This window comes from Acidovorax sp. HMWF029, from assembly GCF_003060895.1.
GTDB lineage: Bacteria > Pseudomonadota > Gammaproteobacteria > Burkholderiales > Burkholderiaceae_C > Acidovorax.
The window spans coordinates 1-14,824 of sequence record NZ_QAIH01000265.1 but is presented as its reverse complement, the minus strand read 5'-3'; the positions used below and the strand labels follow the sequence as shown (position 1 = coordinate 14,824).

9 protein-coding genes, 5 tRNA genes and 1 pseudogene are annotated in these 14,824 nt (G+C 59.6%); all 15 read right to left on the bottom strand.

What is annotated here, in order from left to right; genetic code table 11:
- Positions 1-313: pseudogene (locus DBR12_RS18880) on the bottom strand (LemA family protein); the annotation flags it as partial.
- Between the two features lie 217 nt (positions 314-530).
- The gene (rpoC, locus tag DBR12_RS18875; RefSeq protein WP_108618659.1) at positions 531-4,766 is read right to left on the bottom strand and encodes a DNA-directed RNA polymerase subunit beta'; all 4,236 of its coding nucleotides are present in this window, start codon (positions 4,764-4,766) and stop codon (positions 531-533) included.
- 21 nt (positions 4,767-4,787) lie between these two features.
- Complete coding sequence (rpoB, locus tag DBR12_RS18870; protein WP_108618658.1) at positions 4,788-8,900, bottom strand: DNA-directed RNA polymerase subunit beta; 4,113 nt, start codon at positions 8,898-8,900, stop codon at positions 4,788-4,790.
- A gap of 267 nt (positions 8,901-9,167) precedes the next feature.
- Positions 9,168-9,545 (bottom strand): 50S ribosomal protein L7/L12, encoded by a 378-nt coding sequence (rplL, locus tag DBR12_RS18865; RefSeq protein WP_005797571.1) that lies wholly within the window; start codon positions 9,543-9,545, stop codon positions 9,168-9,170.
- A gap of 40 nt (positions 9,546-9,585) precedes the next feature.
- Positions 9,586-10,110 (bottom strand): 50S ribosomal protein L10, encoded by a 525-nt coding sequence (gene rplJ, locus DBR12_RS18860; protein WP_063459214.1) that lies wholly within the window; start codon positions 10,108-10,110, stop codon positions 9,586-9,588.
- Positions 10,111-10,349: 239 nt separating this feature from the next.
- Positions 10,350-11,045 (bottom strand): 50S ribosomal protein L1, encoded by a 696-nt coding sequence (rplA, locus tag DBR12_RS18855; RefSeq protein ID WP_108618657.1) that lies wholly within the window; start codon positions 11,043-11,045, stop codon positions 10,350-10,352.
- Position 11,046: 1 nt separating this feature from the next.
- A complete protein-coding gene (rplK, locus tag DBR12_RS18850; RefSeq protein WP_056641824.1) occupies positions 11,047-11,478 on the bottom strand; it encodes a 50S ribosomal protein L11 in 432 nt (143 codons plus the stop codon).
- A 166-nt stretch (positions 11,479-11,644) separates the two neighbouring features.
- Positions 11,645-12,241: a transcription termination/antitermination protein NusG gene (gene nusG / locus DBR12_RS18845; protein WP_108618656.1), complete on the bottom strand. Its 597-nt coding sequence runs from the start codon at positions 12,239-12,241 to the stop codon at positions 11,645-11,647.
- Positions 12,238-12,624: a preprotein translocase subunit SecE gene (gene secE / locus DBR12_RS18840; protein WP_108618655.1), complete on the bottom strand. Its 387-nt coding sequence runs from the start codon at positions 12,622-12,624 to the stop codon at positions 12,238-12,240. The genes nusG and secE overlap by 4 nt, the downstream gene beginning before the upstream one ends.
- Before the next feature lie 91 nt (positions 12,625-12,715).
- Positions 12,716-12,791: transfer RNA gene (locus DBR12_RS18835), tRNA-Trp, on the bottom strand.
- 14 nt (positions 12,792-12,805) lie between these two features.
- A complete protein-coding gene (tuf, locus tag DBR12_RS18830; protein WP_108616981.1) occupies positions 12,806-13,996 on the bottom strand; it encodes an elongation factor Tu in 1,191 nt (396 codons plus the stop codon).
- Between the two features lie 76 nt (positions 13,997-14,072).
- Positions 14,073-14,147 (bottom strand) — tRNA-Thr (locus DBR12_RS18825).
- A 62-nt stretch (positions 14,148-14,209) separates the two neighbouring features.
- Positions 14,210-14,283, bottom strand: a tRNA-Gly gene (locus DBR12_RS18820).
- A gap of 74 nt (positions 14,284-14,357) precedes the next feature.
- Positions 14,358-14,443 (bottom strand) — tRNA-Tyr (locus DBR12_RS18815).
- Positions 14,444-14,546: 103 nt separating this feature from the next.
- A tRNA-Arg gene (locus DBR12_RS18810) sits at positions 14,547-14,622 on the bottom strand.
- Positions 14,623-14,824: the final 202 nt, after the last annotated feature.

Genomic DNA, 14,824 nt, shown 5'->3' with positions numbered 1-14,824 from the left:
CTTCCGGCCCCCCCGTGGCGAGCTGCACTGCGCCCACAGCGCCTTGCCAAGTGGCCAGCAGCACATCGCGCGCAGCAGCCAGGGCCGCTACGGCGTCCGGCTGCAACGGGCGGGCGCGCGTCACGGCCAATGAGGCACTCAGCTGGGTGGTGGCGCCTCGCAAGGCTGCCATTTCCTGCTCACCCGCACCGACCAGAAGACGCCCCCGCTGCACGGCGACCGCAGCATCAAACTCGCCCAGCAGCGCCACCAGGCGCACCATGTGCGCATCGAAGCTGCCAAACGACTGCACCACCGATGAACGCAACCGCATCAGGCGGTTGTAGGCCCCAAGGGCCCAGAAAAGGAGGATGGCAAAAGCAATCCAGAAAAGGGGCGATGACCACAACATGCGCTGTTGCTGGTAGCGCGTGTTGCACGCGCTCCAGCTCGGTGAAAGGGGTAAGAAATAGGAAGCGGGGCAGTCCATGAAAAACGCCCCCGGCCTGCCAGGGGACAGGGCGGGAGCGTTTCAGTGACAGCCGGAAGGCTTAGTCGGCTGCTGCGTCGGTCGCGGTGACGCTGCTGCCGTCGGCCTCTGGGGCGTCTGACTGGGCAGCCATTTCTGCGGCTTCGGCTTCAGCAATGGCGCGGCGCTCGGCGTCGTCCATGGCGTCCTTGGCCTTGCGTGCCTGGTGGTAAGCCAAGCCCGTACCGGCAGGGATCAGACGGCCCACGATCACGTTTTCCTTCAGGCCACGCAGCTCGTCGCGCTTGCCCATGATGGCAGCCTCGGTGAGCACGCGGGTCGTTTCCTGGAAGGAAGCGGCCGAGATGAACGAGTCGGTGGACAGCGATGCCTTCGTGATACCCAGCAGCAGGTTGCTGTAGGTCGCGGGGATCTTGCCTTCGGACTGCAGAGCCTCGTTGGTGTTAAGGATCTCGGAGCGCTCGACCTGTTCACCGGCGATGTAGTTCGACTCGCCCACGTTCTCGACCACGACACGGCGCAGCATCTGGCGAACGATCACCTCGATGTGCTTGTCGTTGATCTTCACGCCTTGCAAGCGGTACACGTCCTGCACTTCGTCCACGATGTAGCGCGAGAGCTCTTCGATACCCAAGAGGCGCAGGATGTCTTGTGGGTCGGCGGGGCCGTCCACGATCGATTCGCCCTTGTTCACCACCTGGCCTTCGTGCACCAGGATGTTCTTTTCCTTGGGCACGAGTTCTTCGAACACGCGGCCTTCAGGGTCGGTGATCTGCAGGCGGACCTTGCCCTTGGTTTCCTTGCCGAACGACACGGTACCGGTCATTTCGGCCAGCGTGCCCTTGTCCTTCGGCGTACGGGCTTCGAACAGCTCGGCCACGCGGGGCAGACCGCCGGTAATGTCGCGGGTCTTCTGGCCTTCGACCGGAATACGCGCCAGCACTTCGCCAGGGCCCACGTCTTGGCCGTCGCGCACCTGGATCAGAGCGCCAACCTGGAAGCCGATGGTCACCGAGTGGTCGGTGCCAGGGATCTTCACTTCGTTGCCCTGGGCATCGATCAGCTTCACTTGTGGGCGCACAACCTTGGCAGCGCCGCGGCGCTTGGGGTCGATCACCACCAGCGTGGACAGGCCCGTCACTTCATCAACCTGCTTGGCTACGGTGAGGCCTTCTTCGACATTCTCGAACTTGGTCTGACCGGCGAACTCGGTGATGATGGGGCGCGTCAGCGGATCCCAGTTGGCGAGGATGGTGCCAGCCTTGATGGTCTGGTCGGCCTTCACCGTCAGCGTCGCGCCATAAGGCACCTTGTGGCGTTCGCGTTCACGGCCATGCTCGTCCTGGATGATGATCTCACCCGAACGTGCAATCACCACCAACTCGCCCTTGGTGTTGCTCACGTAGCGCATCGTGGCATTGAAGCCGATCACGCCGTTGGACTTGGCTTCCACGCTCGATGCGATGGCAGCGCGCGAAGCAGCACCACCGATGTGGAAGGTACGCATGGTCAGCTGCGTGCCGGGTTCGCCGATGGACTGGGCAGCGATCACACCCACGGCCTCGCCGAGGTTGATCAGGCCGCCACGGCCCAAATCGCGGCCATAGCACTTGGCGCACAGGCCGTAGCGGGTTTCGCAGGTCAGCGCGGTGCGGACCTTCACTTCGTCCACACCAGCGGCTTCGAGTTCCTCGATGAGGTCTTCTTCCAGCATCACGCCAGCAGACACCAGCACGGCGCGGGTTTCGGGGTGCAGCACATCTTCTGCAGCGGTGCGGCCCAGGATACGGTCACGCAGCGATTCGATCACTTCACCGCCTTCAACGATGGCGCGCATCAGCGAACCGTTGGCGGTGCCGCAATCCTCTTCGGTCACGACCAAGTCCTGCGTCACGTCCACCAAGCGGCGGGTGAGGTAACCGGAGTTAGCGGTCTTCAGCGCCGTGTCGGCCAGACCCTTACGGGCACCGTGGGTGGAGATGAAGTACTCCAGCACGTTCAGGCCTTCGCGGAAGTTCGCGGTGATGGGCGTTTCGATGATCGAGCCGTCTGGCTTGGCCATCAGGCCCCGCATACCGGCCACCTGGCGGATCTGGGCAGCAGAGCCCCGGGCGCCGGAGTCGGCCATCATGTAGATGGAGTTGAAGGACTCCTGGTCCACTTCCTTGCCGTGGCGGTCCATGACCTTCTGCTTGGACAACTGGGCCATCATCACCTTGGACACTTCGTCGCCGGCCTTGCCCCAGATGTCCACCACCTTGTTGTAGCGCTCGCCAGAAGTGACCAGACCGGACACGTACTGTTGCTCGATCTCTTTCACTTCCTTTTCGGAGCGCTCGATGATGCCGGCCTTTTGTGGAGGCACCAGCATGTCATCAATGGCGATCGAGATACCAGCGCGCGTGGCCAGACGGAAACCGTTTTGCAGCAGCTTGTCGGCAAACACGACCGTTTCCTTCAAACCGCACTTGCGGAAGGACACGTTGATCAGGCGCGAGATTTCCTTCTTCTTGAGCGCCTTGTTCATGTTGGAGAACGGCAGGCCCTTGGGCAGAATCTCGGACAGCAGTGCGCGGCCCACGGTGGTTTCCACCAACGAGGTAGAAGGCACGAATTCGCCCGTGGCCTTGTCCTTGGCCCACTCGGTCATGCGCACCGTGATCTTGGCGGCCAGCTCGACTTGGCCAGCGTCCAGGGCACGCTGCACCTCGCCGGTATCGGCGAACACCAGGCCCTCGCCCTTGCCGTTGATGCGGTCACGGGTGGCGTAGTACAGGCCCAGCACCACGTCCTGGGAAGGAACGATGGACGGCTCGCCCGAAGCAGGGAACAGCACGTTGTTGGAGGCCAGCATCAGCGTACGGGCTTCCATCTGCGCTTCCACCGACAGCGGCACGTGAACAGCCATCTGGTCGCCGTCGAAGTCGGCGTTGAAGGCCGCGCAAACCAGCGGGTGCAGCTGGATGGCCTTGCCTTCGATCAAGATGGGCTCAAAGGCCTGGATACCCAGACGGTGCAGCGTAGGCGCACGGTTGAGCATCACGGGGTGCTCTTTGATGACCTCTTCCAGAATGTCCCACACCACGGGGGTGCCGGATTCAACTTCCTTCTTGGCGGCCTTGATCGTCGTCGCGATGCCCATGGCTTCGAGGCGCGAGAAGATGAAAGGCTTGAACAGCTCCAGAGCCATCAGCTTGGGCAGGCCGCACTGGTGCAGCTTGAGCGTTGGGCCCACGGTAATCACGGAACGACCAGAGTAGTCCACGCGCTTGCCCAGCAAGTTCTGGCGGAAGCGACCCGACTTACCCTTGATCATGTCAGCCAGGGACTTCAGAGCACGCTTGTTGGCGCCCGTCATGGCCTTGCCACGGCGGCCGTTGTCCAGCAGCGAATCGACAGCCTCTTGCAGCATCCGCTTTTCGTTGCGCGCGATGATTTCAGGAGCCTTCAGCTCCAGCAGGCGGCGCAGACGCGAGTTGCGGTTGATGACGCGGCGGTACAGGTCATTCAGGTCGGAAGTCGCAAAACGACCGCCATCGAGCGGCACCAGCGGACGCAGGTCCGGGGGCAGCACGGGCAGCACTTCAAGCACCATCCACTCGGGCTTGATGCCCGACTTCTTGAACGCTTCCAGCACCTTCAGGCGCTTGGCGTTCTTCTTGACCTTGACTTCGGAGCCCGTCAGGTCGCCGCGCAGCTTCTCGATCGACAGGTCGATGTCGATGGATTCGAGCAGGTCCTTGATGCCTTCGGCGCCCATCTTGGCGATGAATTCGTCGCCGTATTCCTTGCGCTTTGCGTCGTAGTCGTCCTCGGACATGATGCTGAACTTCTTCAGCGGGGTCATGCCGGGGTCGGTCACCACGTAGGCTTCGAAGTACAGCACGCGTTCGATGTCGCGCAGCGTCATATCGAGCACCAGGCCCAGACGCGATGGCAGCGACTTCAGGAACCAGATGTGGGCGCAAGGCGCGGCCAGATCGATGTGACCCATGCGCTCGCGGCGCACCTTGGTCTGCGTGACTTCAACGCCGCACTTCTCGCAGATCACGCCGCGATGCTTGAGGCGCTTGTACTTGCCGCACAGGCATTCGTAGTCCTTGATGGGACCGAAGATCTTGGCGCAGAACAGGCCGTCGCGCTCGGGCTTGAACGTACGGTAGTTGATGGTCTCGGGCTTCTTCACTTCACCGAAAGACCACGAACGGATCTTTTCGGGCGAAGCCATGCCGATGCGGATGGCATCGAAATGCTCGTCCGGCGTGAATTGCTTGAACAGGTCGAGTAGCGATTTCATAGTGACTCTTTCCTTTTCTGCTTAGGAGCGTTCCAGCTCGATGTCCAGGCCCAGCGAACGGATTTCCTTGACCAGCACGTTGAACGATTCCGGCATGCCGGCTTCGATGGCGTGCTCGCCCTTGACGATGGATTCGTAAACCTTGGTACGGCCCACCACGTCGTCGGACTTCACGGTCAGCATTTCCTGCAGCACATAAGCGGCGCCATAAGCTTCCAGCGCCCACACTTCCATTTCCCCGAAACGCTGGCCACCGAACTGGGCCTTACCGCCCAGCGGCTGCTGCGTGACGAGCGAGTAAGGACCGGTCGAACGAGCGTGCATCTTGTCGTCCACCAAGTGGTGCAGCTTCAGGTAATGCATGTAGCCGATGGTCGTTGGGCGCTCAAAGCGCTCGCCGGTGCGGCCGTCGAACAGGTACGCCTGGGTGCGAGTGGACGTGAGTCCCTTGCGCTCTGCGATGTCGTCCGGATAGGCAATCTTGAGCATGTCCTTGATTTCTTCTTCCGAAGCACCATCGAACACAGGGGTCGCGTACGGCACGCCGTTCGTCAGGTTGGCAGCCATGGCCATGAGGTCGTCATCGCTCAGTTGCGACAGGTCTTCCTTGCGGCCGCGCGAGTTATAGACCTCTTCGAGGAACGTGCGCAGCTCAGCCGCCTTGGCTTGCTCGCGCAGCATGTCGCCAATGCGCTGACCAATGCCCTTGCCAGCCCAGCCCAGGTGAACTTCCAGCACCTGGCCGATGTTCATCCGCGAGGGCACACCCAGCGGGTTCAGAACGATGTCGGCAGGCGTGCCGTCGGCCATGTAAGGCATGTCTTCGACAGGAACGATCTTGGAAACCACACCCTTGTTACCGTGGCGACCGGCCATCTTGTCACCTGGCTGCAGGCGGCGCTTGACGGCCAGGTAAACCTTGACCATCTTGAGCACGCCGGCTGGCAACTCGTCGCCTTGCGTGAGCTTCTTGCGCTTTTCTTCGAAAGCCAGATCGAAGCTGTGGCGGGTCTGCTCAAGGGCGTTCTTGATCGATTCGAGCTGTGTGGCGACTTCATCTTCCGCAGGACGAATGTCAAACCAGTGGAATTTCTCCACCGAAGACAGGTACGCCTTGTCGAGCTTGGTGCCCTTGGACAGCTTTTGCGGACCGCCATTGGCCACGCGGCCGGTCAGCAGCTTTTCGATACGGTCGAACGCGTCGGCCTCCACGATGCGCAGCTGGTCGTTCAGGTCCAGGCGGAAGCGCTTGAGTTCATCGTCGATGATCTGCTGGGCGCGCTTGTCGCGCTGGATGCCTTCGCGGGTAAACACTTGCACATCGATCACGGTGCCCGACGAGCCCTGATCCACGCGCAGCGAGGTGTCCTTCACGTCGGAAGCCTTCTCGCCGAAGATGGCGCGCAGCAGCTTCTCTTCGGGCGTGAGGGTGGTCTCGCCCTTGGGAGTGACCTTGCCCACCAGCGTGTCGCCGGGTTGCACTTCGGCGCCCACGTAGATGATGCCGGACTCGTCCAGGCGGTTCAGCTGCTGCTCCGACAGGTTCGGAATGTCGCGCGTGATTTCTTCGGCGCCCAGCTTCGTGTCGCGGGCCATGACCACCAGTTCCTCGATGTGGATCGAGGTGTAGCGGTCTTCCGCCACCACGCGTTCGGAAATCAGGATCGAATCTTCGAAGTTGTAGCCGTTCCAGGGCATGAAGGCGATCAGCATGTTCTGGCCGATGGCGATTTCGCCAAAGTCCGTCGATGCGCCGTCGGCCACCACGTCACCCTTGACCAGCTTGTCACCCTTCTTGACGATGGGGCGCTGGTGGATGTTGGTGTTCTGGTTGGAACGCTGGTACTTGATGAGGTTGTAGATGTCCACCCCCACTTCACCGGCCACGGCTTCGTCGTCGTTCACACGCACCACGATGCGGGTGGCATCCACGTAGTCCACGATACCGCCACGGTTGGCGGTGACCACGGTGCCGGAATCCACAGCAGCCACACGCTCGATGCCCGTGCCCACCAGGGGCTTTTCGGGACGCAGCACAGGCACAGCCTGGCGCGACATGTTGGCGCCCATCAGCGCGCGGTTCGCATCGTCGTGCTCAAGGAACGGAACCAGGGACGCAGCCACCGACACGATCTGTGCGGGCGACACGTCCATGTACTGCACGCGGTCAGCGCCACACAGGATGGATTCACCCTTCTCACGGGCCGACACCAGTTCACCCGTCAGGCGGCCATCCTTGTCCAGGGTGGCGTTGGCCTGCGCGATCACGTACTTGCCTTCTTCGATGGCCGACAGGTAATCGATCTCGTTGGTCACCTTGCCTTCCACCACGCGACGGTAGGGGGTTTCAATGAAACCGTACTCGTTCAGGCGGGCGTACAGAGCCAGCGAGTTAATCAGACCAATGTTGGGGCCTTCCGGCGTTTCGATAGGGCAGACGCGACCGTAGTGGGTCACGTGCACGTCACGCACCTCGAAGCCTGCGCGTTCACGGGTCAGACCGCCTGGGCCGAGGGCAGACACACGGCGCTTGTGCGTGATTTCGGCCAGCGGGTTGGTCTGGTCCATGAACTGCGACAGCTGCGAAGCACCGAAGAATTCCTTCAGGGCAGCCGAGATCGGCTTGCTGTTGATCAGGTCGTGGGGCATCAGCGGCTCTTGTTCGGCTTGACCCAGACGTTCCTTCACGGCCTTTTCGATACGTGCCAGGCCCGTGCGGTACTGGTTTTCGGCCAGTTCGCCCACGCAGCGCACGCGGCGGTTGCCCAGGTGGTCGATGTCATCGACTTCGCCGTTGCCGTTGCGCAGGTCCACCAGGATCTTGACCACGGCCAGGATGTCTTCGTTGGACAGCACCATGGGGCCGGTGGATTCGTCGCGGCCGATCTTGGCGTTGAACTTCATGCGGCCCACGCGCGACAGGTCGTACGTGTCGGGGTTGTAGAACAGGCGCTGGAACAGGGCCTGCACAGCGTCTTCCGTTGGTGGCTCGCCGGGGCGCATCATTCGGTAGATGGCAACGCGCGCAGCGAACTCGTCCACCGTTTCGTCGATGCGCAGGGTCTGCGACATGTACGCGCCCTGGTCGAGTTCGTTGGTGTAGATGCACTGCACATCCTGCACACCAGCACTGCGCAGTTTCTTGAGCAGCGCTTCAGTCAACTCGTCATTTGCCTTGGCAATGATTTCGCCAGTGTCGGCATCCACAATGTTGCGGGCCACCACGCGGCCGATCAGGAAGTCTTCTGGCACGCTGATGTGCGTAGTCCCAGACTGTTCCAGTTCGCGGGTGTGGCGGGCCGTAACGCGTTTGTCCTTGGCCACGACAACCTTGCCCGACTTGTCGGTGATATCAAAACGAGCAACTTCGCCACGCAGGCGTTCGGAGACAAACTCCATCTGCGCACCGCTGTCCATCAGGCGGAAGTTGTCGTTGACGAAGAAGTTCGCCAGGATCGATTCCGGGTTCAGACCAATGGCCTTGAGCAGGATCGTGACCGGCATCTTACGGCGACGGTCCACGCGGAAGTACAGGATGTCCTTCGGATCGAATTCGAAGTCCAGCCACGAGCCACGGTAGGGGATGATGCGCGCCGAAAACAACAACTTGCCCGAACTGTGCGTCTTGCCCTTGTCGTGTTCGAAGAACACGCCGGGCGAGCGGTGCAGCTGCGAGACGATCACACGTTCAGTGCCGTTGATGATGAACGAGCCCTTGTCGGTCATCAGGGGCACTTCGCCCATGTAGACCTCTTGCTCCTTCACTTCCTTGACCACCTTGGACTGCGATGTGGAAGACTCGCGGTCATAGATGATCAGCTGGACCTTCGCGCGCACGGCCGAGGCGAACGTCAGACCACGGGTCTGGCATTCACGGACGTCAAAGGCCGGCTTGGCCAAGTTGTATTCGATGAACTTCATCTCCACAAAACCGTTGTGGGAGACGATGGGGAAAGCCGCGTCGAATGCCGCCTGAAGGCCTTCAATAGTTCTTTTCTGGGGTGCTTTATCAGCCTGCAGGAAAGCGGTATAGGCATCCTTCTGCATCTGCAGCAGATAGGGAACTTCGAGCACGCTATCGCGGGTGCCGAAACTTTTGCGAATTCGCTTGCGTTCGGTGTAGGAATAGGCCATGAGATCTCCGGGCAAAGACATGAGTCCTGGGTCTTCGACGACTGACCCGCAAGGAGCGCTGTCTTTGCGGGCTTGGCGGTTGGCCACTACCAACCATGGCGGACGGTGATGCATTGCACATCACCCGAACCAAGGCGTCTTCTGCTGTCGGGATTGACAGAAGACACTCGCAAACCCCAACACTGGGCGGGGTTTGCGGGTGCGCTCTGAAAGCACCAAAGGCTGGAGGCCCTTTGAGGAGCACTCCAGCCCTTGAGCGAGACCGAATTACTTGAGTTCGGCCTTGGCGCCAGCTTCCACCAGCTTCTTGACGGCAGCTTCGGCGTCAGCCTTGGCAATACCTTCCTTGACGTTCTTGGGAGCGCCGTCCACCAAGTCCTTGGCTTCCTTGAGGCCCAGACCCGTGATTTCACGCACTGCCTTGATGACGGACACCTTGTTGGCGCCAGCATCGGTCAGCACCACGTTGAATTCCGTCTTTTCTTCTGCAGCAGCAGCGCCAGCGCCACCACCGGCAGCAGCAGGAGCAGCCATGGCTGCAGCGCTCACACCAAACTTCTCTTCAATGGCCTTCACCAGGTCATTGAGTTCCAGGACCGTCATGCTGTCCAGCGCGGTCAAAAATGCGTCTTTGTCGAATGCCATTTTGATTTCCTAACAATTTTGTTGGTTAACTGCCGAGCGTTCAAGCCGCGACAGGTTCGGCGGCCGGAGCGGCTGCGCCTTCGCCTTTTTTCGCCGCCAGTGCGCCCAGCACAACGGCTGTACGCGACATGGGGGACATAAGCAAGCCACAAATCTGAGCCAGCAGCACTTCCTTGGAAGGGATGTTGGCCAGTTGCTTAACGCCGTTGACGTCCAGGGCTTTACCACCGAAAGCGCCACCACGAATCACCAGCTTGTCGTTGGTCTTCGAGAAATCGGCCACCACCTTCGCGGCTGCCACGGCGTCTTCGGAGAAGCCATAGATCAGAGGACCGGTCATCTGGTCTGCCACCACGTCAAACTGGCTGCCAGCCACAGCACGGCGGGCCAGGGTGTTCTTCAGAACACTCAGGCTCACGCCCTTGCTGCGAGCTTCCACGCGCAGTTTGGTCATGTCGGCGACCGTGATGCCACGGTATTCCGCGATCACAAGCGTTTGAGCTTTAGCGGCGAGGCTGGTCACTTCACTGATGACCGCTTCTTTCTCACTGCGATTAAGACTCAAGGTCTACTCCTTAAATTGCACACTTGGGTTTTCACCCTTGTGCGCGCTCTTGTTGCAGCGACCAACTGTTTCGGAACGGATTCCATCTGCAGCGGGATCGCCATCTGCGTTGGCCCTAGAGGGATTAAGCACAAACTGGTTGCGCACCAACGGTCTTGGATGGCCTGAAAGCACCTGTAACAGCACCGTCAGCCCACCACATCAGGCCTTTTGACAGGCCTGAAGATTTCTTATCGCAATTACGCTGCGATGGATTGCGTATCCACGCGGACGCCAACGCCCATCGTGGAGGACACAGCGACCTTGCGCAGGTACAGGCCCTTGCTGGTTGCAGGCTTTGCCTTGTTCAGAGCTTCGATCAGGGCAGCCAGATTGCCTTGCAGCTTTTCGTTGTCGAACGAGCGACGACCGATCGTGCTGTGCACGATACCGGCCTTGTCCACGCGGAACTGCACTTGACCAGCCTTGGCGTTCTTCACAGCCGTAGCGACGTCAGGCGTCACTGTGCCCACCTTGGGGTTAGGCATCAGGCCACGTGGACCCAGGATCTGACCCAGCGTACCCACGACACGCATGGCATCAGGCGCAGCGATCACCACGTCGAAAGGCATGTCACCGGCCTTGACCATGGCTGCTAGGTCGTCCATACCCACGATGTCGGCGCCAGCAGCCTTGGCCTCTTCAGCCTTGGCGCCTTGGGCGAACACGGCCACGCGGGTCGTCTTACCGGTACCGTTGGGCAGCACCACGGCGCCACGAACCACTTGATCCGACTTCTTGGCATCGATGCCAAGCTGCACGGCGACGTCGATAGATTCGTCGAATTTGGCCGTAGCGGCGTCCTTCACGATCGCGACTGCATCAGCGAATGCGTACAGCTTCGTGCTGTCGACCTTGCCTTGCAGGGCTTTTTGCTTTTTTGTCAGCTTGGCCATCTTACAAACCCTCCACCGTCACGCCCATAGAGCGTGCAGAGCCAGCCAGCGTGCGCACTGCGGCGTCCACATTGGCAGCGTTCATGTCCTTCATCTTGGTCTTGGCGATCTCTTCGAGCTGTTCTCGCGTGATCTTGCCAACCTTGATCTTCAGTGCGTTCGAAGAACCCTTTTCGAGCTTGATAGCCTTCTTGATCAAGGTCGTCGCAGGCGGCGTCTTGATGATGAAGGTAAAGCTCTTGTCTGCGAAGGCCGTGATGACCACGGGCAGTGGCAGACCGGGCTCGACACCTTGGGTCTGGGCATTGAATGCCTTGCAGAACTCCATGATGTTGAGGCCACGCTGACCCAGTGCGGGACCGATTGGTGGGGATGGATTGGCCTTACCAGCTGGAACTTGCAGCTTGATAAAACCGACGATTTTCTTCGCCATGTTTTACTCCTTGCGGGTCATAACGCCTGCGCTGCACCATGCAGCCACCGGCTCCCCGGGGTTAACGACTCACTTTCACAATGTCCGCACCGAGTCGAAAAGTGCAGCATCCAATTTTTCTCGAACGCGAGAAGTCCTGAAGAACAAGACTTCCTCTTGCCAATATTTAGGTTTTTTCGACTTGACCGAATTCCAACTCAACCGGCGTGGAGCGACCAAAAATCATCACAGAGACGCGTACACGGCTCTTTTCGTAGTTGACCTCTTCAACGGAGCCATTGAAGTCCGTGAACGGGCCCTCCTTGACGCGGACCAACTCACCGACCATGAATTCGATCTTGTGGCGAGGCTTATCTGTACCTTCCTGCATCTGACTGACGATCTTCTGCACTTCGTCTTCAGAAATCGGGGCAGGACGATTCTTGGCACCACCCACAAAACCCGTCACCTTGCTGGTGTGCTTCACCAAGTGCCAGGTATCGTCATCCATGATCATTTCAACGAACACATAGCCAGGAAACAAACGACGCTCGGTCGTCTTACGCTGGCCGTTCTTCATTTCGACAACTTCTTCGGTCGGCACCAAAATACGACCAAACTTGTCCTGCATACCCGAGCGACTGATGCGCTCCTGGATGTTGCGCTCCACAGCCTTTTCCATGCCAGAGTAGGCATGGACAATGTACCAACGCAGATCGGGATTTGCCGAAGCAGAAGCGCCTGAAGGAGCTTCTGCCCCAGTGATTTCCGCAGCGGTCGTCATGACTTTCTCCACCCCAAAATCAAGTCGTACAAAACCCACTCCAGGGTCTTGTCAGTGAACCACAGGAACAGCGCCATGATCACCACGAAGGCAAACACATACGCCGTCATTTGCAGCGTTTCCTTGCGCGTCGGCCAGACGACCTTCTTAACTTCGCGCCATGCATCTTTGGCAAAAGCGACAAATTGACGCCCCGACTCCGACACCAGGAAAACACCCGCCGCAGCAACCAAGCCTGCAATCAGTGCCACCCATTGCACCACCGCACCTTGCTTGCCCAGCAAATAAAAGCCGGCAACCGATGCAATGACCAAAGCCACCACCGCTACGAGCTTGGCCTTGTCTGCGCCTGTATTGACAGTTTCAACCTGTGATGTGGCCATCTTTGAGTGCTTCCTGCTTCCGATTCACGGCATCACTTAAGACACCGAAGCCCGCCAGGGTCTGGCGGGCTTGTTTTGGGCCACTTTCAAGTGGCAGGGGCAGTAGGAATCGAACCTACAACCTTCGGTTTTGGAGACCGACGCTCTGCCAATTGAGCTATACCCCTATATACGCTGCTAATTAAGCAATGATCTTTGCCACGACGCCAGCGCCCACGGTGCGGCCACCTTCGCGAATAGCGAAGCGCAGACCTTCTTCCATGGCGATGGGGTTGATCAGCTTCACAGTGATCGACACGTTGTCACCAGGCATGACCATTTCCTTGTCGGCTGGCAGCTCGATAGCGCCAGTCACGTCGGTCGTGCGGAAGTAGAACTGAGGACGGTAGTTGTTGAAGAAAGGCGTGTGACGGCCACCTTCGTCCTTGGACAGAACATACACCTCAGCCGTGAAGTGGGTGTGGGGCTTGATCGAGCCGGGCTTGCACAGCACTTGGCCGCGTTCCACGTCTTCGCGCTTGGTACCGCGCAGCAGCAGGCCCACGTTGTCGCCAGCTTGACCTTGGTCCAGCAGCTTGCGGAACATTTCCACGCCGGTGCAGATGGTCTTTTGCGTGTCGCGGATACCGACGATTTCGATTTCTTCGCCGACCTTGATGATGCCGCGCTCCACGCGACCGGTCACCACGGTGCCACGACCGGAGATGGAGAACACATCTTCCACGGGCATCAGGAAAGCACCGTCCACAGCGCGCTCTGGCGTGGGGATGTAGGTGTCCAGGGCTTCAGCCAGCTTCATGATGGCTTCTTCACCCAGCTTGCCCTTGTCGCCTTCCAGAGCGAGCTTGGCAGAGCCGCGCACGATAGGGGTGTCGTCGCCTGGGAAGTCGTACTTGTCCAGAAGTTCGCGCACTTCCATTTCGACGAGTTCCAGCAGCTCTTCGTCGTCCACCATGTCGCACTTGTTCAGGAACACGATGATGTAAGGCACGCCCACTTGGCGGGCCAGCAGGATGTGCTCACGGGTCTGGGGCATGGGGCCGTCAGCGGCCGAGCAAACCAGAATGGCGCCGTCCATCTGGGCAGCGCCGGTGATCATGTTCTTCACATAGTCGGCGTGGCCAGGGCAGTCCACGTGGGCGTAGTGGCGGTTGGCCGTTTCGTATTCCACGTGGGCGGTGTTGATCGTGATACCGCGGGCTTTTTCTTCGGGCGCTGCGTCGATCTGGTCGTAGGCCTTGGCTTCGCCGCCGAACTTGGCCGACAGCACGGTAGCAATGGCTGCCGTCAGGGTCGTCTTACCATGGTCCACGTGGCCGATCGTGCCCACGTTGACGTGGGGCTTGGTACGCTCGAATTTTCCTTTTGCCATTTTTCCGACTCCGAAAAAAATCTAAAACTCAACACAACAGGATCTCGGCGCAACCAGATCCGGACGCACCTGAAAGTGGTGCCCATGGCGGGAATCGGACCCGCGACCTCTCCCTTACCAAGGGAGTGCTCTACCACTGAGCCACATGGGCAACTTGATACCGCTTACGCGGCCTCAAAATTTCTATCTCAACAAACCAGAACAAACAAGCAGTGGAGCGGGAGACGGGAATCGAACCCGCGTCATTAGCTTGGAAGGCTAGGGTTCTACCATTGAACTACTCCCGCATCGGCTAACAACCGCTGCGCGCTCAGCCCCATACCAAAACAAGACTAAGCATCACTCCTAACATCACTATCACTGGTGGAGGGGACTGGATTCGAACCAGTGTAGGCGTAAGCCAACAGATTTACAGTCTGCCCCCTTTAGCCACTCGGGCACCCCTCCGGAGAATTTCGAATTATAGCACTAGTTTTATGCAGTCCAGGAAAATTCCAAAATTTTGTAGATTCACCCCACACGCAGCGGGACGCACAACGGCAAACATCACTGGCGCGGCTGGCGGGGATCGAACCCACGACCCTTGGCTTCGGAGGCCAATACTCTATCCACTGAGCTACAGCCGCTGGACTGAACCTGGTCAGCCCCGGATTATCGCATGCAGCCGACCCCAATTGGAAACAACCCGCCAAGACACAACACCACAGCCGCCAAAACACCCCGAACCAAGCACCGCCCCAACACTATCCAACCGCGCCAGCTCGCGCATGCTGCGCAGCAATCGGCAAGGTCAAACCCAACCCCACCAGGAACGCATCGGTCCCCACC